General features: G+C 65.9%; 18 protein-coding genes and 1 tRNA gene. 8 read left to right on the top strand and 11 right to left on the bottom strand.

The features are described 5' to 3' along the window. Window positions 1-99 precede the first annotated feature (99 nt). The 3 genes from ACX80V_RS06680 (at window position 100) to ACX80V_RS06670 (ending at window position 2,097) form a co-directional block, all read left to right on the top strand. Window positions 100-972 (top strand): FAD-dependent oxidoreductase, encoded by an 873-nt coding sequence (locus ACX80V_RS06680; RefSeq protein ID WP_058929607.1) that lies wholly within the window; start codon window positions 100-102, stop codon window positions 970-972. Between the two features lie 101 nt (window positions 973-1,073). After that, on the top strand, window positions 1,074-1,799 hold the full coding sequence (deoC, locus tag ACX80V_RS06675) for a deoxyribose-phosphate aldolase (protein ID WP_058929608.1): 726 nt from the start codon (window positions 1,074-1,076) through the stop codon (window positions 1,797-1,799). Between the two features lie 52 nt (window positions 1,800-1,851). Further along, a complete protein-coding gene (locus tag ACX80V_RS06670) occupies window positions 1,852-2,097 on the top strand; it encodes a hypothetical protein (protein ID WP_058929609.1) in 246 nt (81 codons plus the stop codon). Window positions 2,098-2,182: 85 nt separating this feature from the next. Here the strand turns inward: ACX80V_RS06670 and ACX80V_RS06665 are convergent, their stop codons facing one another. Beyond that, window positions 2,183-2,989: a metal-dependent hydrolase gene (locus ACX80V_RS06665; protein WP_485842480.1), complete on the bottom strand. Its 807-nt coding sequence runs from the start codon at window positions 2,987-2,989 to the stop codon at window positions 2,183-2,185. A 6-nt stretch (window positions 2,990-2,995) separates the two neighbouring features. Beyond that, the gene (gene mfd / locus ACX80V_RS06660) at window positions 2,996-6,676 is read right to left on the bottom strand and encodes a transcription-repair coupling factor (RefSeq protein WP_485842479.1); all 3,681 of its coding nucleotides are present in this window, start codon (window positions 6,674-6,676) and stop codon (window positions 2,996-2,998) included. A gap of 178 nt (window positions 6,677-6,854) precedes the next feature. Between mfd and ACX80V_RS06655 the strand changes: the two genes are divergently transcribed. From ACX80V_RS06655 to nhaA, 4 genes are all read left to right on the top strand, one after another. Further along, window positions 6,855-8,408, top strand: coding sequence for an SDR family oxidoreductase (locus ACX80V_RS06655; RefSeq protein WP_485842478.1), 1,554 nt, complete (start codon window positions 6,855-6,857; stop codon window positions 8,406-8,408). 48 nt (window positions 8,409-8,456) lie between these two features. Continuing rightward, on the top strand, window positions 8,457-8,954 hold the full coding sequence (locus ACX80V_RS06650; protein WP_485842477.1) for a DUF2505 domain-containing protein: 498 nt from the start codon (window positions 8,457-8,459) through the stop codon (window positions 8,952-8,954). 4 nt (window positions 8,955-8,958) lie between these two features. Beyond that, window positions 8,959-9,180, top strand: coding sequence for an SCO4848 family membrane protein (locus ACX80V_RS06645; protein ID WP_485842476.1), 222 nt, complete (start codon window positions 8,959-8,961; stop codon window positions 9,178-9,180). A gap of 71 nt (window positions 9,181-9,251) precedes the next feature. After that, window positions 9,252-10,565 carry a Na+/H+ antiporter NhaA gene (gene nhaA / locus ACX80V_RS06640; protein WP_485842475.1) on the top strand — a complete coding sequence of 438 codons (1,314 nt, stop codon included), beginning with the start codon at window positions 9,252-9,254 and terminating at the stop codon, window positions 10,563-10,565. A 60-nt stretch (window positions 10,566-10,625) separates the two neighbouring features. Here the strand turns inward: nhaA and sufU are convergent, their stop codons facing one another. From sufU to ACX80V_RS06595, 9 genes are all read right to left on the bottom strand, one after another. After that, complete coding sequence (sufU, locus tag ACX80V_RS06635; RefSeq protein ID WP_058929615.1) at window positions 10,626-11,075, bottom strand: Fe-S cluster assembly sulfur transfer protein SufU; 450 nt, start codon at window positions 11,073-11,075, stop codon at window positions 10,626-10,628. Between the two features lie 24 nt (window positions 11,076-11,099). Next, entirely contained in the window at window positions 11,100-12,425 is a 1,326-nt protein-coding gene (locus ACX80V_RS06630) for a SufS family cysteine desulfurase (protein ID WP_485842474.1), read from the bottom strand. A gap of 401 nt (window positions 12,426-12,826) precedes the next feature. Beyond that, a complete protein-coding gene (locus ACX80V_RS06625) occupies window positions 12,827-15,499 on the bottom strand; it encodes a LuxR C-terminal-related transcriptional regulator (protein ID WP_485842509.1) in 2,673 nt (890 codons plus the stop codon). Between the two features lie 34 nt (window positions 15,500-15,533). Further along, entirely contained in the window at window positions 15,534-18,272 is a 2,739-nt protein-coding gene (locus ACX80V_RS06620; RefSeq protein ID WP_485842473.1) for a LuxR family transcriptional regulator, read from the bottom strand. Between the two features lie 112 nt (window positions 18,273-18,384). Then, entirely contained in the window at window positions 18,385-18,981 is a 597-nt protein-coding gene (pth, locus tag ACX80V_RS06615; RefSeq protein ID WP_485842472.1) for an aminoacyl-tRNA hydrolase, read from the bottom strand. Window positions 18,982-19,060: 79 nt separating this feature from the next. After that, window positions 19,061-19,651 carry a 50S ribosomal protein L25/general stress protein Ctc gene (locus ACX80V_RS06610; protein WP_058929619.1) on the bottom strand — a complete coding sequence of 197 codons (591 nt, stop codon included), beginning with the start codon at window positions 19,649-19,651 and terminating at the stop codon, window positions 19,061-19,063. Window positions 19,652-19,981: 330 nt separating this feature from the next. Further along, a complete protein-coding gene (locus ACX80V_RS06605; RefSeq protein WP_056348072.1) occupies window positions 19,982-20,962 on the bottom strand; it encodes a ribose-phosphate diphosphokinase in 981 nt (326 codons plus the stop codon). After that, a complete protein-coding gene (gene glmU, locus ACX80V_RS06600) occupies window positions 20,962-22,443 on the bottom strand; it encodes a bifunctional UDP-N-acetylglucosamine diphosphorylase/glucosamine-1-phosphate N-acetyltransferase GlmU (RefSeq protein WP_056348070.1) in 1,482 nt (493 codons plus the stop codon). The genes ACX80V_RS06605 and glmU overlap by 1 nt, the downstream gene beginning before the upstream one ends. 110 nt (window positions 22,444-22,553) lie before the next feature. Further along, window positions 22,554-22,625: transfer RNA gene (locus tag ACX80V_RS06595), tRNA-Gln, on the bottom strand. A 149-nt stretch (window positions 22,626-22,774) separates the two neighbouring features. On the opposite strand from ACX80V_RS06595, the gene ACX80V_RS06590 reads away from it, so the two are divergent. Next, window positions 22,775-23,401 (top strand): TetR/AcrR family transcriptional regulator, encoded by a 627-nt coding sequence (locus ACX80V_RS06590; protein ID WP_485842471.1) that lies wholly within the window; start codon window positions 22,775-22,777, stop codon window positions 23,399-23,401. Window positions 23,402-23,801 lie beyond the last annotated feature (400 nt).

The raw sequence follows: 23,801 nt of genomic DNA, 5'->3' as shown, positions 1-23,801 counted from the left end.
GCAACAGCGGGGAAACACGCCTGAAAAGCCCGCCGCCTACGCTGGGATTCATCACGAAGTCCCGGCCGCTCCAGCGGCCGCCAGCGAAAGGGCCAGCACATGTCCGCTCCGGCACCGTCCACCTCAGTTTCCCCGGCTCCGCGCATCGTCATTGCCGGTGCCGGGCCCGCCGCACAGGCGCTGGTCCGCCAGCTGGACGGTGCCCGCTTCCGCGGCACCGTCACCGTCCTCAGCAACCGGGACGACGCTCCCGCCGAACTCCTGGAGCTCGCAGAGCTGCCGCAGGTATCAGTCCGCTTCGGCCAGCCAGCCAGCTTCATCGACGCGGAGAACCGCTCCGTCACCACCGCCGACGGCATGGAACTCAGCTACGACGAACTGGTCATCGCCACCGGATCTGCGCCCGTTGCGTCCCCCGTGGCCGGCGCCGGACGCTGCCTGAGCTACTCCACGATCGACGACGCTGCCCGGATCGGCGACGCCGTCAAGGAAGTGACGCGGGAACTGGGCCGGCGGCCACTGGGGATCCTCGTGGGAACCGGCGCGGCAGCGGGCCAAGCCGAAGCGGTGCTGCGGGCCCGCGGCGTCAGGCCCATCCGCACAACGGTCCGGCCGGCCGCCGTGGTGCACTCCATCGCCGGCTCAGGCCTGACCGCTTCCGGGATTGTCTTCGAGGACGGCAGCAGCATGAATGGCGACCTGGTTGTCCTCGCCGAAGAGCGGGTTGCCCGCGATGGACTCGCCGCCAGCGCCGGACTCGCCACCGCCCCCAACGGCGGAATCGCCATCAGCAAGGACTTCAGGACGTCGGTCTCCGGCATCTGGGCGATTGGTGACGCCGCAGCGTTCGACGGCGTCCGGCTGGGACTGCTGGTCGCCGCGGCTTCTGCCGCCGGAGCCTGCGCCGCGCAGCTGATGACGGCTACATCAGCGGCGGAAGGCCTGGCTGAGCGCGTGCCTGCGGCCGCGTAAGCGTCCGCCCGCCGCGACACCCGCTGTGACAAGATGGTCACCTGAACGGCCACGCACCGCGTGGCTCCGGCGGCCCACAAGGCCACATGGAAAGGACCATCATGAGCAACGCAGCCACTCCTACCGACCAAACTGGAGCCGGTACGGTCTCAGCGTCGGGCAACATCGCTTCCTACATCGACCACACTCTCCTCAAGCCCGAGGCCAGCGAAGCGGAGATCCTCAAAGTGTGTGCCGAGGCCGCCGAGTACCACTTCAAGTCAGTCTGTGTGAACCCTCTCTGGGTCAAGACCGTCAAGACCGCGCTTAAGCGGTCCGGTGTGCTGACGTGCTCGGTGATCGGCTTTCCCATGGGTGCCACGCCCAGCGACGTGAAGGCTTTCGAAGCCCGCGGCGCAGTGCTGGACGGTGCGGACGAAATCGACATGGTCATCAACATCGCGGCAGCCCGTGCCGGTGACAAGGGTGCACTGGTGGACGATATCTCGGCCGTCGCGGACGCAGTCCACGCGGGCGGAGCCATCCTGAAGGTCATCATCGAAACCGCATTGCTCAGCGATGACCAGAAGGTCCTTGCCTGCCAGGCATCCGTTGAAGCGGGCGCGGACTTCGTCAAGACCTCCACGGGGTTCAACGGCGGGGGAGCCACGGCCGAAGACATCGCCCTGATGCGCCGCACCGTCGGCCCCGATCTCGGCGTCAAGGCGTCCGGCGGCGTACGTTCCCTCGCCGACGCGCAGGCTATGATTGCTGCAGGTGCAACACGTATTGGTGCCAGCTCCGGCATTGCCATCGTCAAGGGTGAACAGGGTTCATCCAGCTACTGACGCCGGCCCGGAGCCGCCACAGTTTGAGCCCCGCGGGGCCGAGGAGGAAACAATGTCCAGCAAGACCACCGAGTCCGGCAACGCCACGGTACAGACCCCCCAGAACGAGAACAGCCTCCTGGGCAGCATCCTTCTGTTTGTACCCATGATGGCGCTGTTCCTGGGCTCCATCTACTCCCTGTCCTTCCTCACGCTCGGCAACCCGTGGCCGATGGCCGCCTGCCTGGGCATGTTCTTCCTGGCGTTCTGGATCCCGCAGACCATCACCGGCCGCTCCGATTCAGCCGGCGGCAAGTAACACCCCCAAATAACAGCAACGCGGGGTCACTTAATGCCCGTCCCTCGGGATGGTTTGGGCAGTAAGTGACCCCGCGTTGGTTTGTTTAAGGGTGGATAGCGTTGCCGAGTGCGGTGAGGACGGCCGGCCATTGTGCCTTCGCCAACGACCAGGCAGCTAGGCACATGCCCACCATCGCGTAGGCGCTCACCGGGATCAGCACCAGCCACTCGCGCCGGGAACCTGCGCGGCCCAGCAGCGGCAGGGAAAAGGCGCCATTGGCTTTCCAGACGTCGTTGAGCACCGGCAGCTTCCGGAGGAACTTCGGTGGCTTGATGACGATCGGCCAGAGCAGCGGCACGCCCCCGGTGGTGATCATGTCCCCCACTATGTGGACCACTACCCCGGTCAGCATCGAGACGGGCAGCCAGGTCCATTGCTCCGGCGCGAACCAGGTCACCAGTCCGGCCATGGCCAGGGCAAAGATCCAGTTGCTGATAAATCCGGACTTGGGAAACAGCTTCAGCGCCTTGGCCGCAATGTTGATCATGAACATGCACAGCAGGCCGGCACCCACGGACAGCAGGCCCCATTCCGTCTGCAGCTGGAACTGCCCGGCCATCATGGCCAGCAGCACAAAGCACGCCGCCCCGAGCACCGAGTGCGTGCCTTGCCGGTGCCCGCCGCTGACGTTTTCAATCCCCACGGCAATCACATTGGACAGCGGCGGCAGTGAGTTGGCTACGGTGCTGTGGCGGTGGTCCCAGTCGCACACGAGCGCCGTCCCCGCCGTCGCCATCCCGCCGATGAGGATTCCCGTGGCGTCCAGCGGATACCAGCCCAGCGTGTACGGTCCCGTCGAGGCAATAGCTACCCACGCCGCGGCCCCCGACGCGGCGTGATGTCCTCCCATCAAGCTCTAACTCACCGCCAGTGGTGCGTCGGAGAAGATGTTGCGGATGACCCCGTTGGCCCATTCCAGGATTTCGGCGTCCTGCAGGTCGCGGCCGCCGATCCTGGCCGTCTTGGGCTTCGGAATCAGCACCGCGTCCAGGGCGGGCTTGGACTGCGAACCCGGGTACATCCGGGTGAGCCGCATCAGCTTCGACTCCGGCAGCTGCGCCGGGGAGAACTTGATGAAGTTCCCCTGGAGCGCGACGTCGGACAGGCCGGCTTCGCGGGCACCCACCCGGAAGCGGGCCACGGCGATGAGGTTCTGGACCGGAAGCGGCGGTTCACCGTAACGGTCCACAAGTTCGGCCAGGACCTCCTCGATGGCCTCGTACGTCAACGCGGAGGCCAGCTTGCGGTAGGCCTCCAGGCGGAGCCGCTCCCCCGGCACATAATCGTGCGGGAGGTGGGCGTTGACCGGCAGCTCGATCTTCATTTCGGCGGCCTTTTCCTCGGCGTCGCCGCGGAAGTCTGCCACCGCCTCACCCACCAGGCGGATGTAGAGGTCGAAGCCGACGCCCTGGATGTGGCCGGACTGCTCGCCGCCCAGCAGGTTGCCGGCGCCGCGGATTTCGAGGTCCTTCATGGCCAGCTGCATGCCGGCTCCGAGCTCGTTGTGCGTGGCCACGGCCTTGAGGCGTTCCAGGGCCACCTCGCCCAGGGGCTTCTCGGACGGGTACAGGAAGTAGGCATATGCGCGTTCACGGCCGCGGCCCACCCGGCCGCGGAGCTGGTGCAGCTGGGAGAGGCCGTATTTATCGGCCCCGTCCACGATCAGGGTGTTGGCGTTGGAGATGTCCAGGCCGGTTTCGATGATGGTGGTGCATACCAGGACGTCGAAGCGCTTTTCCCAGAAGTCCACGATGATCTGCTCCAGCCGGCTCTCGGACATCTGCCCGTGCGCCACCTCAACACGTGCTTCCGGAACCAGTTCACGGATCTTCGCGGCCGTCCGGTCGATGGTGGACACCCGGTTGTGCACAAAGAACATCTGGCCTTCGCGCATCAGCTCACGCCGGATGGCTGCCGAGGTCTGCTTGTCCGTGTACGGTCCCACATATGTCAGCACGGGATGGCGTTCCTCCGGCGGGGTGGCCAGCGTGGACGTTTCCCGGATGCCGGTCAACGACATCTCCAGGGTCCGCGGAATCGGGGTGGCGCTCATGGCCAGCACGTCCACGTTGGTCCGCATCTTCTTCAGCGCTTCCTTGTGCTCCACACCGAAGCGCTGCTCCTCGTCCACGATCACCAGGCCCAGGTCCTTGAACGCGAAGTCCTTCGACAGCAGCCGGTGGGTGCCGATGACGACGTCAACGGAGCCGCTCTTGACGCCCTCCACGGTCTCTTTGGTTTCTTTGGTCCCTTGGAACCGCGACAGGGCTTTGACCCGCAGGGGGAACCCGGAGAAGCGCTCGGTGAACGTTTCGAAGTGCTGCTGGGCCAGCAGGGTGGTGGGCACCAGGATCGCCACCTGCTTCCCGTCCTGGACCGCCTTGAACGCGGCCCGGACGGCGATCTCGGTTTTGCCGTAGCCCACGTCGCCGGACACCAGGCGGTCCATAGGGATCTCGCGCTCCATGTCCGCCTTGACCTCATTGATGGTGGTCAGCTGGTCCGGCGTCTCCACGTACGGGAAGGCCTCCTCCAGCTCACGCTGCCACGGAGTGTCCGGCCCGAAGGCATGGCCCTTTGAGGCCATCCGCGCGGAGTACAGCCGGATGAGCTCGCCGGCGATCTCCTTGACGGCCTTGCGTGCCTTGGACTTGGTGCTGGCCCAGTCGGAGCCGCCCATCTTGCTGAGCACAGGGGTATCGCCGCCAACGTAGCGGGTCACCTGGTCCAGCTGGTCGGTGGGGACAAACAGGCGGTCCCCGGGGGCGCCGCGCTTGGACGGGGCGTATTCCAGGACCAGGTACTCGCGGACGCCGTCTCCGCCGCCGGCCACCTTGCGCTGGATGAGTTCGATGAAGCGGCCAATGCCGTGCTGTTCGTGTACCACGGAATCGCCGTTGACCAGCTGCAACGGGTCCACGGCGTTCCGCCGCTTGGACGGCATGCGCCGCATGTCCTTGGTGGAGCCCGCGGAGGTCCGTCCCAGCAGGTCTGCTTCGGTGAGCAGCCCCAGCTTGAGGCTGTCCAGGACAAAACCGCGTCCGACGGCGGCAGTGGTCACCTCGATGATGCCCGCCTGCGGCTCCTTCTCAAGGGTGTCCACCCTGGCGCAGGGGATGTCGGCGTCGTGGAAAAGTTCCGCCAGGCGCTGCGCCGGGCCGGGACCCTCCGTGGCCACCACGATCCGCCACTGGTCCCGGACGTGGGAGCCGATGAAGTCCATCATCTCGGCCACATCACCCTGGTACCCGCGCGGTTCGCGGGCGCGGAGGTTCAGGACGTCAATCTCGGGCAGCAGCTCCTCGTCAGTTGCCAGCGACGTGATGGACCACCAGGACACCTCGTGCTCCAGCGAGAAGCTCCGGGTTTCGGCCAGGGAACGGAAGCTGGCGGAGTGCAACGCTGCCGACGCCTGCGAACTGAGGTCCAGCGGAGCCGTGCCGCCATCCGAGGCCGTGGACCAGGCTGCTTCCAGGAACTCCTCGTTGGTGGCCGCAAGGTCATGTGCGCGCCGGCGGACCTTTTCCGGTTCAATGATCACCGAGATGGACCCGGCGGGCAGCTGCTCCACGAACGGGACCATGGCGTCCACCAGCACCGGGGCCAGGGATTCCATCCCTTCCACGGCGATGCCGCCGGCGATCTTCTCCAGCATGTCCGCGGCCGCGGGAAGCTGCGCCTTGAGGGTGGCTGCGCGCGACATCACCGACGGCGTGATGAGGATTTCGCGGCAGGGCGGGGCGTGGAGCTCGGCGGGGTGATGCACACCGGGCGCCGACAGCGAGCGCTGGTCGGCCACCGCGAACCAGCGCATCTGGTCCACCTCGTCGCCGAAGAACTCCACGCGGATGGGATGGTCCTCGGTGGGCGGGAAGACGTCGATGATGCCGCCGCGGACGGCAAACTCGCCACGGCGGGTGACCATGTCCACGCGTGCGTAGGCGGCATCGGCAAGGCTCCGCACCACGCTGGAGAACGGCATGTCCTGTCCCACCTTCAGGGTGACCGGAACCAGGTCACCCAGCCCGGCGACGATCGGCTGGACCACCGCGCGGACCGGTGCCACCACCACACGCAGCCGGCCCGCCGTCGAACTTTCCGGGTGCGCCAGGCGGCGCAGGACGGACAGCCGGCGGCCCACCGTGTCGGAGCGGGGCGAGAGCCGTTCGTGCGGCAGGGTTTCCCAACTGGGGAACTCGGCCACTGAATCGGCCGGCAGGTAAGCGCGCAGGGCCGCTGTCAGATCCTCTGCTTCGCGTCCTGTCGCGGTGACCGCCAGCACCACAGGAGGGAGCCCGACGTCGGGAGTTCCTTCGTCGGCGCCGGCGTCCAGGCCGTCTGCCATTTCCGCCAACAGGACGGCGCGGAGTCCGGCCGGCGCGCTGATCTGGTAGTCCTGGCCCCGGACGTCAAAACCCCTGGCCGCCTCCGCCTGGACCCGCGCGAACGTCTGGTCTTCTGCCAGGACACGGCGCAGTCCGGTCAGCGAGGGACCACCGTTGGACGGGCCAGGATGGGACGGGCCAGTGGGGCTCATGGCGGAAACTCCTGTGGGTTCATGGGATCGCAGGCAACACGAAAGCCCGAAATTCACTTCGAATCCCGGGTCATCCCAGCCTACCCCTGCCCCGGGGCCCGCCGGGCACCCCGTTGCTAAGCTTGCTGAGGAAGCGCGCCTGTTGTGCGCCTCCGCCTGCCGGCCTGAGGAGCTTTCAGTGAGCGCTAGCAATAGTCCGAGCGACACTCCCCCCACCGTGGCACCGGGGACGGCGCGAACCGTCCTGGTGACCGGCGCCACCGGCTACATCGGCGGCCGCCTGGTCCCCCGGCTGCTGGAAGCCGGGCACACCGTCAAGGTCTTGGTCAGGACCCCGGCAAAGATCGCCGGCGTGCCGTGGCTGGGCAAGGTTAAGGTCATCGAGAGCAGTCTCGACGACGGCGGAGCCCTGGAGCAGGCGCTGGCCGGCGTCGACGTGCTCTACTACCTGGTCCACTCCATGGCTTCCGGCGCCGGCTTCGAGTCCAAGGAAAAGGCCATGGCGGAAACGGCGGCCAGAGCCGCTGCCGCCGCCGGCGTAGGCCGGATCGTCTACCTGGGCGGCCTGCACCCGGCCAACGTGGAACTGTCCACCCACATGCGGTCCCGGGAAGCCGTGGGAAAGGTGTTCCTGGACAGCGCGGTGGACTCGGTGGTCTTCCAGGCCGGGGTGGTGATCGGCTCCGGGTCCGCGTCCTTCGAAATGATCCGCCACCTGTCCGAAACTCTTCCGCTGATGCCGGCCCCGAGCTGGGTGCGCAACAAGATCGAGGCGATCGCCGTCCGGGACGTGCTGCACTACCTTGTGGGCGCCGCATCCTTGGACGGGCCCGTCAACCGCACCTTCGACATCGGCTGCCGGCAGGTCCTGAGCTACGCGGGCATGATGAAGGAATACGCCGCCGAGGCCGGGCTGCCATACCGGGTGGTGCTGGCTCTGCCCATTCCCGCCCCGAGGCTCGCCGGCGTGTGGGTGGCCCTGACCACGCCTATCCCGCTGTCCATGTCGCTCCCGCTCGTCGAGTCGCTGCAGCACGATGCCGTGTCCCGCGAGCACGACATCGACGTCCATATCCCGGTGCCGGCGGGCGGCCTGACCCCGTACCGGCGGGCCGTTGCCCTCGCCCTGGGCAAGGAGCGTGACGGCCAGGTGGAAACCACATGGTCAAATGCCGGGGCCGACGCCGATCCGCTGCCCAGCGATCCGGACTGGGCAGGCCACACGGTCTATGTCGATGAGCGGACCTTCCACGGCAATGTTGATCCCGCCCATGTGTGGACCATCATCGAAGGAATCGGCGGCCGGAACGGCTGGTATTCCCTGCCGCTGGCATGGCGCGTACGTGGCTGGCTGGACAAGCTCACCGGCGGCGCGGGCCTGCTGCGGGGACGAAGGCACCCCGGCACCCTGGCCTCGGGCGAAGTGGTGGACTGGTGGCGCGTGGAACGGATCGAGCGCGGAAACCTGTTGCGCCTCCGCGCGGAGATGCGCGCCCCCGGACGTGCTTGGCTTGAACTGTCCGTAGAACCTGACGGGACGGGCAGCCGCTACCGGCAGCGGGCCATTTTCTTCCCCAAGGGCCTCAGCGGAAAGCTCTACTGGCTTGCCGTGCTGCCCTTCCACAGCCTCATATTTCCGGCGATGGCACGGAACATCACCACGGCGGCGCAGAAAATCGCCAGCGCCGACAGCGCGGAGGCCGGTTCCAACAACACGCAAGGCTCCCCGTAGGATGTGGGGAGCAAAAAGCGTTCTGACCTATACACCACTGGAGGACCCATGGCACTGAGTGCAACCACTACCCTTCCGCACGCCGTCGACAGCGTCGCTGCCGTCTTTATCAACGAGGACTTCCAGCGGCACACGAGCCAATTCGTTGGCGGCACACTAGAATCCTTCGAGGTGGCCGGAGACGTTGACGGAGTATTCAGCACCACCTCGGTCCGCACGCTGCCCACCACCCGGCTGCCGGAGATCGCCCGTAAGTTCGTGGGCGAAAAGCTCACGGTGACGCAGGTGGAGAACTGGGAGGCCCCGGCGGCCGACGGTTCCCGCCAGAGCAACATCACGCTGAAGATCGCCGGCGCCCCCCTTGATGTGACCGCGGTCCAGCGGCTCGTCGCGGAGGGCGGCAGCACGCGCATTGAACTCGAAGGCAACGTGACCTCCTCCGTCCCGTTCCTGGGCGGCAAGATCGCCGAGGCAGCTGAGCCCATGGTGGCCAAGGCCCTGAACATCCAGTCACAGCAGGCCCAGGCCTGGCTCGAAAGCCACTAAGGCCATGCAGCTCCCCCTGTTTGCGGGCTTGGTCCTGATTATCGCCGGCCTCTGGTCCCTGGTGGTCTGGCCACAGTTCCTGCGCCGCGTGATGAAGGATCCCAGGGCGATGGACGCCGCCGGCAAGGCCACAAAGTTCCTCACCGTCCACGTGGTGCTGGTCAGCATCTCGATGGTGCTGGGAGCTGCCACTGCCGTGATCGGGGTTATGGGCCTGCTCGGGTAGGCTGGACACAGGTGCGCCGGGAAGTCTGGTCGGCAACAGTTTTGCCGACCCCTTAATTCCAGGAGCCACCCATGGCCAAGCGCCCGTCCCGCCCCGCCTTCACTGCCAAAGTCCTCAGCCGCTCAAGCTACCCCGAATTCCTGCGGATCTCAGAGATCCTCAGACTGGAAACAGCCGGCGGTGCCCTCCTTTTGCTGGCCACAGCCGCGGCCCTCATCTGGGCCAACTCGCCGGCGGCTGAGGGCTACTTCGCGCTGCGTGACCTGAAAATCGGCTATGAGCCCTGGCACCTCCGGCTCTCCCTGGGGCATTGGGCGTCAGACGGTCTCCTGGCCATCTTCTTCTTCCTGGCCGGCCTGGAACTCAAGCGGGAGTTTGTCACCGGTGAACTCCGCGAAGTGTCCAAGGCGGTGGTTCCGGTGGCCGCGGCCGTGGGCGGCGTGGCAGTTCCGGCCCTGATCTACACGCTGCTGAACCTGGGCCAGGACGCCGAGAGCCTGCGGGGCTGGGCCATTCCCACAGCCACCGATATCGCTTTTGCCCTGGCCGTTCTGGCCGTCATCAACACGCACCTGCCTGCGGCCCTCCGGACCTTCCTGCTCACCTTGGCCGTAGTGGATGACCTGCTGGCCATCGGCATCATCGCCTTCTTCTACTCGTCCGGACTGCAGCCGCTCTTCCTGTTGGCGGCACTGGTTCCGCTGGGGCTGTTTACCCTGCTGGCCCAGAGGAGGGTCCGCAGCTGGTACCTGTTGCTGCCGCTGGCCGCCGCCACCTGGGGACTCGTGCACGCTTCCGGTATCCACTCCACGGTGGCCGGTGTGCTGCTCGCTTTTGCCGTCCCGGTGCTGGCGTCGCGGAAACGCGGTGAGGCGGGTTCCGGTATGGCTGAGTCCCTGGAACACCGGCTCCGCCCGCTTTCGGCAGGTTTCGCCGTCCCGGTCTTCGCCTTCTTTTCCGCCGGAGTTGCCGTGGGCGGCCTCGACGGCTTCCGGTCGGCCCTGGCGGATCCGGTGGCGGTGGGAATTGTGGCCGCCTTGGTGGCCGGTAAAACGATTGGAGTGTTCGGCACGACCTACCTGATCACTAAGACCACCAGGGCAAAGCTCGACGACGGCCTGGCCTGGATCGATGTTGCCGGCCTTGCGATGTTGGCCGGAGTGGGCTTCACGGTGTCGCTGCTGATCGCCGAGCTGAGCTTTGGTGCGGGCTCGGCCCACGATGACCACGCGAAGGTGGCCATCCTCACCGGATCACTGGTTGCCGCCCTGCTCGCCGCCGTGGTGCTCCGGCTGCGGAACCGGCATTACCGCGCAGTGGAACTTGCGGAACGGCATGATGCTGACGGCGACGGCATCCCGGACGTTTTCGAGCACCGGGGCTGACAGCGGCGCGGCCTAGCCGCGGCCTCGGACCTGCGTCGGACCTGCGTCGGACCGTAAGGGCTAGGCGGCCTGGTTCAGGGCGTCCTCGGCGGCCACCCAGGAAATCATGGCGCACTTAACGCGCGCGGCGTAGCGGGCCACACCCTCGAACGCCGCGGCGTCGCCCAGGATCTCGGGATCGGCGTGGATCTTCCCGCGTGAACGGAGCAATTCGCGGAAGTTGGCAATGACGGCGTGGAGTTCGTCCACGGTCATTCCCTCCGCGAGCTCGCTGAGGACCGACGCCGACGCCATCGAGATGGAACAGCCTTCGCCGTCCCAGGAAATCTGTGCCACCTTGCCGTTTTCCACGGCCACCCGCAGCGTGACTTCGTCGCCGCAGACCGGGTTGAGCTGGTGGGACTGGCCAGTGGACGCCCCCGCCGGCGCTGCGACTCCCGCCAGGCCGCTGCCGTAGCGGACCTTGGAATGGTCAAGGATGATCTGCTGATACAGCTGGTCAAGGCTCATGGTGGTGTACCTTCGGTGATCGCTCTAGACGCGGAAGTAGGAGCGGACTCCGGCTACGGCTTCCAGGAAGGCGTCGACGTCGTCGGTGGTGTTGTACAGGTAGGCGCTTGCCCTGGTGGTGGCGGTCAGGCCCAGGCGGCGGTGCAGCGGCTGGGCGCAATGGTGACCCACGCGGACGGCGATGCCCCGGGAATCCAGGAACTGCCCGACGTCGTGCGCGTGCACACCGTCAACGTCGAACGCGGCAAGGCCGATCCGTTCCCGTCCGGCGGCGGGCCCCAGGACCCGGATGCCGGGAATGGACTCCAACCCGGCCACCATCCGCTGGCCGAGTTCCGATTCCCAGCGGTGCACGCGGGCCAGGCCGGTTTCCGTGAGGTAGTTGGCTGCGGCAGCCAGGGCGACGGCCTGCGAGATCCGCTGGGTGCCGGCTTCGAAGCGCTGCGGCGCGGGCAGGTACTCGGCCTGATCCATGGTCACGGTGGTGATCATGGAGCCGCCGGTGAGGAACGGCGGCAGCACGTCCAGGATGTCCCGCCTGCCGTAGAGGACACCGATTCCGGTGGGCGCCAGCATCTTGTGGCCGGAGAACACGGCGAAGTCTACGTCCAACGCCTTGACGTTCAACGGCAGATGCGGCGCGGACTGGCAGGCGTCCAGGACCACCAGGGCTCCGGCCTGCCGCCCCAGCGCGACCAGTTCCTGCACGGGATTAATCGTGCCCAGCACGTTGGAGGCGTGGGTGAATGCGAGGACTTTGGTTTTGCTGCCCAGGATCTCGGCCGCAATATCCAGCCGCAGGGCACCGGCGTCGTCGATGGGGATGTAGCGCAACGTGGCGCCGGTGCGGAACGCCAGTTCCTGCCAGGGGATCAGGTTGGCGTGGTGCTCCATCTCGGTCACCACGATCTGGTCACCCGGGCCCACTGCGAGGTCTTTCAGCCGGGCGTCGCCGCGCCCCTGCGCCGCCCACAGCGCGGCGTTGGACAGGGCGTAGCTGACCAGGTTGAGGCCTTCGGTGGCGTTGGAGGTCCACACCGTTTCCGTGTAGTCGGCACCGATGAAGTCCGCTATGGTCTGGCGGGCATCTTCGAAAACCTCTGTTGCTTCCACGGCAAGGTAGTGGGCGCCGCGGTGCACGGCCGCGTTGCGCTGTTCGTAAAACTCCTGCTCAGCTTCGATGACACTGAGTGGGTTTTGCGAGGTGGCGCCCGAATCGAGGTACACCAGGGGCTGGCCGTTCACAAGCCGGCCAAGTACGGGGAAGTCGTTTCGAATCCTGAGGACTTCGGCGTTATCCATGGCCGGCACTGCGCGTTCCAGCGTGGCAGGCGTTGATACTAGGGCCAAAGCTAAACTCCTTGAGATGCCAATGGATTGACACTCAATTGTCCCACAACACCACTATGGCGGCGGCCCGATGGGCAACCGCCACAGCAGCTCCGGGCTTCAGCCCGCGGAAGTGAGGGCCGGCGACGGCTGGGGGGAGAGTCTCGGTCTCAGAAGACTCTGACGTCGCCGGCCCCGCTTCGATCCAGCCCCAGGGGCCGGAAGTTTGCTTCAAAATGAGGCCTGAAAGTCTGTTGGCCGGTCCGCGGTTTTGGTGGCTCCGTGTTTTCCTGCCGCACTAAGTCAATCGCATGCTGAAGCTCAGCACACGAGTAGGCAGTACTCTACTTTTTTGCGGCGGGGCTACGCGTTTCCGGACGTCCGTACACAGGGTCCCGGACGTCTGGCGTCCGTACGCAGGCCTAGTGCGGAAGGGCTGAAGCCAGTTCGTCGCGGCTCCGCACGCCGAGTTTGACGTACGTGCGGTAGAGGTGGCCCTCCACAGTACGCACGGACACCATGAGTCTTTGTGCGATCTCCCGGTCGGTGAGACCTTTCACAGCGAGCTCTACGATGTCCTGTTCCCGGCGGGTGAGGTGCACGCTGGGTGCTGCGGCGATGAAGTGGCCTTCCCGGAACCGCTCGCCCAGTTCGTGGTCGCATTTCTCCCGCAGGGCCACCGCCTGACGGGCCCGCCGGCGCTCACCGGAGCTCTCAAGGACGGTGCTCGACCGCGCGTAGGCTTCCCGCGCAAGGCTAACGAATCCCGCGCCTTCAAGCATGGCTGCCGTTTCCATGATGGAATCGGCGTCTTCGGACTCCCAATGCCCAGCCAGGGTGAGCATTGCCGCGGCCCAGCGGCCTTCGACGCTCCCCGCCAGTGAGTGGACCAACGGGATCACGGAATGGTCGCCCAGGTCCCAGCAGAGAGCCAAGAGTTCCAGGAGTGTCCCGGCCCGGGTGGTCACCTCGGGCGTGGTGGCCAGTGTGTGGAGGCGCGCCAGGCCTTTTCCGTCATGCGCCACATACTCCGATGCCGCTGCCGCGTACGCCCTCGCAAGGAGTCCGTAGCCGGGGGAACCCTGCGGTGAATCCTTGTAATCCAGCTCAAGCCGGCCGGCCTGGGCGGCGTCGCCGAGCCTCGCCGCTACATAAAACGCCAGCCCGGAACCAAACCGGAACATCTGCAGCGGATCGTTGAGCCTCAGGGTCTCCACCGCCGGCAGCAGCGTTTGGTAGGCGCGTTCCATCCGCCCCTGCCGCAGGAGCGAGTAGCCACGGAGCACCTCGAGGCTGCCGCCGAAATAGGCGACACCCCGCGGCTGCCCGGCAGCATAGTTCGCCAACTCCCGTTCCGCCGAGTCCCACTCCCCCATGGCCAGGTAATCTGCCACCAGGCGGCCAAGGACAAATTCATTGAAGAAGAACACGCCACCCTGCAGTGAGGGAAGTTCCGAGACGGCCAGCAATGCGGCATCCAGCCCCTGGACGGCCCGTCCGGCCGGGGCGAGCGAATGGGCCAGCAGCGCCAGGCCCACCGCACGCAGGGCGTCGTCCGTGGCATCGCCGGCGCGGCTGCTCCGAAGTTCCTGGACCTCGGCCTCCAAGGCCTGGTGGTTGCCTGCTTCGCAAAGTTCCAGCAGGCGAAGCAAGCGCTCCTGCCAGGGCCCGGCCGGCGCACCGGCGGTCTCTTGGGAATCCGGCGGCACAGCATCCGGGCCAGCCGTCATGGCCCCTGCGCCCTGAAGCGCTTCACGGGAATCGGCCGCGAATACTGACAGCGGCGTTCCCAGAGCCTGGTGTGCCATGGCCCTGAGCATCAGGACCGGAACAGCCCAGGCACCGTTCCCCAGCTGCAGCCAGCATCCGTCCAGGAGCTTGGCCGCACCCGCAAAGTCGCCTTCATTGAATAAGGCGCGTCCCTGGACGGCCTGTGCCTGCGGCACGAGGTCCGGGTCCGCGACCTTCGCCGCCATCATCCGGCTGCTCCGGTTCCGGGAGTGGACCAAGGCAGTGCCGGCCGCCTCAAGCAGCTCGGGATCGGATATTTTCAATCCACATTCAAGGGCCCATTCCACGGCCCTCATCCTGCCTTCAGACCCTTCGGGAGCGGTTCCCAGCTGATCCCGGATCTTTTCAAGCAGCTGTAGGCTCCGGGACACCGAGATACTTGTGCGGAGCGCCTCGCCGAACACGGAGTTCCAGATCCGGAGATCGGCTGGAATGCCGGAACTTTCCACCATCATCTGCTGGTCCAGCAGCGTGCGAACTACTTCAGCGCCAAAAATATCCTCGATCACCTTCCGGCTCACGGGCCCGGCGAGGGCGACAAGTTTCAGGACTTCCTGCTCTTCCGGGCTGCGCCGGAGCATGTCCTTTACCACCACCTCGGCGAGCCTGGGTCCGTCGGCAGGCAACGGGCCCAGCAGCATCCAGATCCCGTTCCGCTTTGCGAGTTCGCCCCGCTCTGCGGCATCATGGAGCAAGGCATCAAGAATCCGCGGATTTCCGCCAGACGCGCTCCAGATTGTGTCAATGGTTCCGGAGGGGATTGTTCCATCAAGTGCGTGGGAGAGGACTTCCTCGACCTGCTCCCGGTTCATGGGTCGGAGATCCACACGGTCAGCCAGGCCGTCATACCAGAGCTGAGCGAGCGGCTGGGGCAGCCCGGGCCGCGGCCTGCCGGCAGCAAGCACTGTGGCCCAGCCAGCGGAGATCATGTCGGCCACGATGCTGGCCGTTGCCTCGTCCAGGTGATGGGCATCATCCATCATCAGAAGCAACGGGGTATCCTTGCCGGCTTTCAGCTTCTCAAAGTACCTCCACACGGACCGCAGCACAGCCACCGAAGACACGGAGTCTTCGGCCGTCAGCTCCGCCGTGTAGGGCGCCAAAACTCCAAAGGGAACGCCGGACAGCGACGAACTTCCATGGATCTGAACAACGATCATCTCCTGGGAAAGCCGCTCGGTGATGGCCTCGGTCAGCGTTGACTTCCCGATGCCCGGGCCCGCCATGAGGAACACAGCCTGGCTCGTGCGGCTGCGAATGATGTTGCAGATCCGGTCCAGCGGCTCGCGCCGGCCCGTGAGCAGTCGATATTGCGTTCCCTGTTTGGCAGCGTGGCCGTTAGACGAGTCCAGTCAGATCACCCCTGGATGTAACTCCGAGCTTGGTAAAGACCTGGTAGAGGTGGCCTTCCACAGTGCGCACGGACACGCCCATCTCCACGGCGATATCGCGGTTGGACGCGCCCCGGCCGGCCAGCCGCGCGATCTGCCTCTCCCTGGCGGTCAGCAGCGGGCTGCCGCTGCTCGGCACGATCGGCAGGCTTGCCACGGTGGCTGCGAGGATGTCCAGTCGGGCCTGTGCAGTCCTGGCGGAAACCGAGTCACCGGCCTGCCGGGCGTAGTCAACGGCCAGCGCCATGCACCGGGCCTCAACGGCATCCAGTTCCAGGGTGGCCGCCAGTTCCCCGCCGGCAAGCAACGTTTTGGCGTCGTGTGTGCGGCTGCCCACGGCGACAAGCCGCGAAATTTCCGCCAAGGGGCCCTGGCGTTGCCCGGCCACTTGTTCCATCAGCCGGAAGTCCGCTTCCGTGCCGTTGACCGTGGCTCCGAGCAGGCTGATCCCGGCCAGGGTGAACCTGCCTGCTGCGATGTCACGCCGGGCTGACTGCTTGAGGCGGGTGGCTGCGTCATTGTCCCCCAGCCATCGGGCGGCCATATCAGCGCAGAATTCAGTGCGGCTCCGGGTGGCATGGTCAGCGGCACCTGCCGTCCGCTGCAGCCGGTCAAGATACTGCCGGGACTGCCCGGCATTGCCGATCTGCGCATACGCGAAGGCGATGGCGGCGTAGGCGGCGCGGAGCAGGCTCTGGACGGGCCGCAGTTCCAGCTGTGCAGCGGCCGAGAGCAGCGAATCAAGGGCAACGGCGCCGCGGCCCGAGTACACGTAGGCGATGCCGGCCGCTAGCTCCGCGGCGGCGCTCCGGTAAGGGAGCCTGTGGAACTCGCGCGCGGAAGGCGGATCCAGGAGGTCGATGCACCGGCGCCATTGCCCTGCCATCAGGAGCACGTTGTACGCCCGGCCGGCGAACCTCTCGCGCAGCCCCACGATCTCGGCGGCGTCCGAGATCTGCCCGCCCAGCTGCCTCATCAGGCTCAGGGCGTCCATTTCCCGCCCGGCCATGGACAGGGCGCTCATGAGGATCACCGCTGAGTTCATCCTGAACCAGGTGTCCGGATTCTGCCCGGGGTCCGCAGCGGCTTCCAGTGCCGGCAAGGCGGAGGCGTAGTCCCCCACAAAAGCCTGGTACTCGAATTCGCTGAGGCTGATCCGGTTGGCCGCAGCAGCCAGCGGCTCCGGCCAGCCCTTCGCGATTCCTGGCTCCACGCCCAGCCGCTCGCGTGCCGTCTGCAGCAGCGCCGGCACCCGGGCGGTGTGTTCGGGGAGCCAGACCATGACCCGAGATTTGGCCTCGACCACCCGGGCGAACTCCTCAACGTCCAGGTTGTCCAGCTGCGGCTGGGAAATATCGTCCAGTGCTGCCATGGCCTGCACCGGGAGGTCCATGAGCAGGTACGCTGCGGCTTTCTGCCGCTGGGCAGGCACCCATTGAGGGTCATTCCGCTTCAGCGTGTCGGCATACTTGAGGGCAAAATGGGGGTCAAAGAGCTGCACTGCGGCCTCGGCGGCGGCAAGCGCCATGGCCGGACTCAGCTCGGCCTCGCATTCCTGGGTCCAGGCGCCGAACGCCATCAGTTCTTCCACCGTCATCGTGGCAGGGTCAGGTTCCTTGCCGCCCAGGAGCAGGCTCCGCAGTTCCCTTCGCCGAGTGATGCTGAGCCAGGAGCGGACAACGTCGCCGAGGTACTTTTCACGCAGTGAAACCCATCGGTTGTCCGAGGAATCGATCTCCAGCAGGCCCGAATCTTCCATGTCCGCCACCACACCGGCACCGTAGACTTTGGTCAGCCTGGACAGTTCCACGCTGCGGGCGCACGAGAGCATCTCGATGACATCCCGTTCCTCCGGAGACTTCCGGGTCCACTGGGACCGGACGATGTCGTCGAGGCTGGCCGCGCCGTCGAGCACCACCTTGTCCCGAAGAGTCCAGACGGAGTCCGACAGAACCAGGTTCCCCGAATGCTGCTGCTCGGTTACAAGCGCTTTCAGGAGCAGGGGGTTGCCGCCAACCATGGTGTGGAAAGTGCTGACCAGGGAGGCAGAAACGCGGTGGCCCAGCAGGGAAAGCAGCACCTGGCGGGTCTGCAGCTCATTGAGGTTGTCCAGCCTGACCTCGGTGAGCCGGCGGTCGTTGAGGAGCCAGTGGAAGTCGGCCGGTAGATCACTGACCATGGGTGCCACGGCCACCATGCGGGCGGTCCCGGTCAGGAGGATGTTGAGCAGGACGCCGGCGCTCATATCATCAATGCTGCCGGCAGTGTCCAGGGTGATGACACACTGGCGCCCCGCGGCATCGCTTTTGATGAGGGACGTAATGCCACGGAGGATGGCTGTGGGCGACCCCATGTACGCCTGGGGAAGACGCGCCAGCAGGAAAGCCAAGCAGCCGTAGGGTGTTGTGCCGGACGACGGTCCGCTGCGCAGCTGCAACGTCCAGATATCCGGGCCAAGGTCGGCGACAGCTGTCCTGGCCAAGGATGACTTACCTACGCCTCGTCCGCCGGTGATGACGACTCCCAGGGAGTCGAGGCTGGTCAGGGCGGTGCGGACCGCTTCGAGGTTGGCGCTCCGCGCGGGCACGGACCATCGCTGCGGCTCTGACACGCCTGCAGTGTCGGTGCGCAGCTCAAGGTCGTTGAGCGGTGACCCACGTCCCCAGCTGAGTGGCTCGATTGACATGAACTTGTCCCCTACATCCCACTAAAGCGGGATAAGCCCCATCGCTCCCCCGCTTAGGAAGAAGACTACCCCTTGGCACACGCAGGTAAACAGGGACAGGCGGTTTTAAGTTTTATTCCTGAACGTCTGACCTGGCCGGATGGAACTTCTGCTGGGCCGCAGTCAGCCCTTCCCTGACCAGCGTCTCCACGGCATCAGCCGCCTCATCGAGCAGGAACGGAAGGTCCTTGCGCTCTGCAGTGCCAAAATCGCGCAGGACATAGTCTGCAGTGTCCATCCGCCCTGGAGGGCGGCCCACGCCCACCCGTACCCGGAGGTAATCCTTGGTGGCCAGCGCCTTGGACATGTCCCTGAGGCCGTTGTGGCCGCCCTCACCGCCGCCGCATTTCAGCTTTATGGTGTTGAACGGAATATCAATCTCATCGTGCACCGCGACAACATGGTCAGGGTCAATGCCGTAAAAATTTGCCAGGCCGGACACCGGGCCGCCGGAAACATTCATGTAGCTCATCGGCTTGGACAGCACCACCCGGGGGCCGCCGATCCCCAGCCGTCCTTCGAGGACCTGGGCGCGTGCCTTGTGGGTTTTGAACTTGCCACCCATCCGGCCCGCGAGTTCGTCCAGGACCATCTGGCCGACATTGTGCCGGTTGCCCTTGTATTCGGCCCCGGGGTTTCCGAGGCCAACGATCAGCCAGGTGTCAGTCATTATTCAATCCTAAGGTGGTCCGGACATGGCTGTGGCCGGACCCCGACAGGGCCCGGCCACATATCAAACTGTGCCGTTATTACTCGCCTGCGACTGCGGCTGCGGAGTCAGCCTGTGCCTCTTCCTCAGAGACCTCAGTGGCCTCGGAGATGTGGACAACCAGGGCGTCGGCGTCGGCCAGCAGGACCGAACCCTTCGGCAGGACCAGGTCGGAAGCGTGGATGTGCTGTCCGGCGGAGCGGCCTTCGATGTCGACCTCGATGGCGGTGGGCAGGTGGGTTGCCTCAGCCTCAAGGGAGATGACGGTGAGTTCCTGGTTGAAGACGCTGCCCGGAGCCAGTTCGCCAACGATGTGAACCGGGATGTCCACGGTGACTTTTTCGCCCTTGATGACGGTCAGCAGGTCGATGTGCTCGATGATCTGCTTGATCGGGTCGCGCTGGACGTCCTTGACCAGGGCCAGGTGCTCTTCGCCGTTGACGTCCAGGGACAGCAGGGCGTTGGCTTTGCGGACTGCAAGCGTGGTGGCCTTGGCCGGAAGCGTGATGTGGATCGGCTCCGCGCCGTGGCCGTAGATGACGGCGGGGATCAGGTTGGCCATGCGCGCGCGGCGGGCGAAGCCCTTGCCGAATTCGGTGCGTACTTCTGCTGCGAGCTTCTGCTCAGACATGTGTATCTCCTCGGAAGACTAAAAGGTGTTCAGCAAGGGCGGAGGTCTGTTACGACCTTCAACGCCGGGCGGCCCTGAGGCGGCCCTTCCAGAAGGGAGATTCAGACCCAGTCGATAACGGAGACCTGCAGTCCGGTTTCCCGGATGCTCTCCCTCGCCAAGGTATCGTGAAAAAGCTTACCAGCGCCGGGCCAAATTACTGAAAACGGCGGTGGTTGAGCCTGATTGCGGTGGTTGAGGCTGTCGGGTTTCGACGGTCCCCACCAGCCCCCTAAGCTCGCAAGCTCGCCCAGGGAACCCTGCTGGCGTGGGCCCAGCCGCCTGCTGGAATCAGGCGTTGCCGTCGAACAGGCTGGTGACCGAACCGTCGTCGAACACTTCGCGGATGGCGCGGGCGATCAGCGGTGCGATGGACAGCACCGTCAGCTGCGGGAACTGCTGATTCGCAGTGAGGGGCAACGTGTTGGTGACCACCACTTCGCGGGCGCCGGATTCGGACAGCCGCTGGGCCGCGGGCTCGGAGAAGACAGCGTGCGTCGCGGCGATGATGACGTCCTTCGCCCCGGCGTTCTTCAGGACCTGGACCGCTCCGGAAATGGTGCCGCCGGTGTCTATCATGTCGTCGATCAGGACGCAGGTCCGGCCCTCGATCTGGCCCACCACGGTCTTGGAGACGGCCTGGTTGGGAACGGTGAGGTCACGGCTCTTGTGCACAAACGCCAGCGGCGCTCCGCCCAGGCGTTCGGCCCACTGCTCCGCGACGCGCACGCGGCCCGTGTCCGGGGACACCACGGTGACGTTGTCGGCGGCGACGCGGGTACGGATGTAATCGGCCAGGAGCGGGATGGCCATGAGGTGGTCCACGGGCCCGTCGAAGAAACCCTGGATCTGCGAGGTGTGCAGGTCAACGCTCATGATGCGGTCAGCGCCGGCGGTCTTGTACAGGTCCGCCACCAGGCGGGCGGAAATAGGCTCGCGTCCGCGACCCTTCTTGTCCTGCCGCGCATACGGGTAGAACGGGGACACCACGGTGATGCGCTTGGCGGAGGCCCGCTTCAGCGAATCGATCATGATCAGCTGTTCCATGAGGTGGTTGTTCAGCGGAGCCGGGTGGGCCTGGATGACGAACGCGTCGGTTCCCCGGACGCTTTCGCCGGCGCGGACGTAAATCTCCCCGTTGGCGAAGTCGTAGGCATCCACGGGCAGCAGCTCGGTACCCAGCTCCTTGGCGATTTCCCGGGCCAGTTCGGGGTGCGCCCGCCCAGCGGCAAGCACCAGCTTCTTCTCGCCGCGTGCCGTAATTTCGCTCATTATCGCTGGTCCTCTTCTGTCGATGCTGGGGTATGTGAGGAATCTGAGGCGGCGGCCTGCGCCAGTTCCGCCGAGCGTGAGCCGGGGCGGTTGGCCACAACCCAGCCCTCGTCGTTGCGCTGCGCTGCAACGGACACGACGAGCGCCCCTGCCGGGACGTCCTTGCGGATCACCGCGCCGGCGCCGCTGTAGGCACCGTCCCCCACGGTGACCGGTGCAACAAAGACTGTGTTGGAACCTGTGCGGACGCCCGAGCCGATCACCGTGCGGTGCTTCTTCTCGCCGTCGTAATTGGCCGTGATGTTGCCGCAGCCAATGTTGGTGTCCTCGCCGATTTCGGCGTCGCCGGCGTAGCCGAGGTGGGAAAGTTTGGAGCCGCGGCCAATCGTGACGTTCTTGGTTTCGTAGAACGCACCGATCTTGCCGGTGTCGCCGAGCACTGTGCCGGGACGCAGGTAGGTGAAAGGGCCGACGGCGGCGTCCGCGCCGATCACGGCACCGGAACCGTGGGTGCGGGTCACCTTGGCGCCCTCGCCGATGCGGACATCGGTCAGGGTGGAGTCGGGGCCGACGACGGCGTCCCTCGCCACAGTGGTGGCGCCGTGCAGCTGCGTGTTCGGCAGGATGCGGACGTCCTCATCCAGGGCGACAGTGGAATCGATCCAGGTGGTGGCGGGGTCAACCACTGTGACGCCGGCGCGCATCCAGGCTTCAACGGTGCGGCGGTTCAATTCCGCGCCGAGGGCGGAGAGCTGCACACGGTCGTTGGCGCCCTCCACCTGCCAGCGGTCTTCGGTGACCACGGCGGCAACCCGACCGCCCGACTGCCGTGCGAGGCCCAGCACGTCGGTGAGGTACTTTTCGCCCTGCGAATTGTCGGTGGTGATATGGACCAGCGCGTCACGTAGGACATCGGCGTCGAAGGCGTAGATCCCGGAATTGACCTCGCGGATCAGGCGTTCGGTTTCCGTTGCATCCTTGTGCTCGCGGATGCCGGTCACGGAGCTGTCATCACCGCGGAGAATGCGTCCGTAGCCTGTGGCATCATCCAGCAGCGCGGTGAGCACGGTGACGGCATTGGCCTCCCGCTCATGTGTGGCCACCAGGTCCGCCAACAGGCTGCCGGTCAGGAGCGGAACATCACCGTACGTGACCACGACAGTGCCTGCGAGTTTTTCCTGGGCGTCCAGTGCCTGCACGGCCACCTCAACGGCGCGGCCGGTGCCGGGGACGTCGTCCTGGTCCACGATCAGGGCTTCGGGGTCCAGCTGGTTCAGGTGGCGGGCAACCAGGTCCCGCTCGTGACGGACCACCAGGGCCAGCCGTCCGGGGTTAATGCTGCGGGCTGCCAGCAGGGCGTGGCCCACCATGGACCGGCCGCCGATTTCGTGCAGGATCTTCGGGGTACGGGATTTCATCCGGGTACCTGCGCCTGCTGCCAGAACAATGACGGCGGCTGGGCCGGTATTCTCGGGGATCACGTACGGGTTCTCCTTGCTTGGTTGCGCGTTGCGCTGGGCGCAGTGCCTGTCCGGCCAAAATTCACGGCGGGGCACCGAGTTCATCCTACTGGACGGTCTTCGCACAGCAGTTCCGCCCATAGGATTCGAACCTATACTCCACGGCTCCAAAGGCCGGGGTGCTGCCATTACACCAGGGCGGACCATGCCACAGGCGCAAAGGCCAAGGCACAAGTATTTATTTTGCCATGGCTTCAGGGCAGCCCGCGACATTGGCAGGAATCACGGCAGCCAGGCCAGTGCACCGCCACCGGTTCCAACTGTTTCAGCAGCGCTAGGGCATGATGGAAATGTGAGCAACAACCTACCCCGGACACGAATGACAGGCGTACAGCGGCGCAGCCAGCTGGTCGACGTCGGCCGTGGCCTTTTTGCCGCTCGCGGGCTCGACGGGACCACCATTGAGGAAATCGCGGCCTGCGCCGGCGTTTCGAAGCCCGTGATCTACGAACATTTCGGCTCCAAGGAGGGCCTGTACACGCAGGTGGTGGACTTCGAGTTCCACATTCTGCTGGACTCGATCACCGCTGCCCTGACCGAAGAAGGCAAACCGCGCGTCCTGGTGGAACGCGCCGCCCTGGCCCTCCTCACCTACATCGAGGACCGGGCGGAGGGCTTCCGGATCCTCATGCGCGACGCACCGCCATCGCAGCCCGAAGGCGCTTTCTCCACCCTGCTGTCCCAGGTCACCGCCCGCGTGGAACACATCCTGTCCGACGAATTCCACCGCCGCGGCTTCAGCGCCCAGGACGGCGCGATGTACGCCCAGATGCTCGTAGGCATGGTGGCAATGACCGGCCAATGGTGGCAGGACAGCCGCCAGCCCGACAAACAAACCGTCGCCGCCCACCTCGTCAACCTCGCCTGGAACGGCCTCACCGGCCTCCAAAAAGACCCCGAACTGAAGTCCGAGGCCTGAGTCTTCCGGTCACGGTTGCTGTGGTCACCTCCGCGGCGCAGGAGCCCTTCGCCGTCGCTTAGACACGACGCAAAAGTGACGTTCCGGTCGCTGGGCGACCTTCACGCCACGATGCGCCGCGATGCGCGACTACGCGAAGGTCCCCCGCACCGCTATTGCCAAAAGTTGCGTTTGGGAACTCCGAGGAAACGTGATTGCCGACGGTTCCGTTTAGGCGACCTCCGCCGCGCCGCAATAGCCGAAACCTCCGTTCGGGCGCCCCCACGAGTACCCCTGCCGAAGGTTCCGGTCGGGTGCCGTCGGTTCCAGGACGTAAGGTGAGGTTCCTCGCCGGAGGCGATCCTTCCCTCGGTAGCGAACGTCACCAAAGGCGGAGTGGCTAAGGTGACATCGCGCTGGA

The sequence above is a fragment of the Pseudarthrobacter arbutini genome (assembly GCF_054510915.1).
Note: the sequence above shows the minus strand (reverse complement) of the source record. Positions and strands in the feature narration are given on the sequence as shown.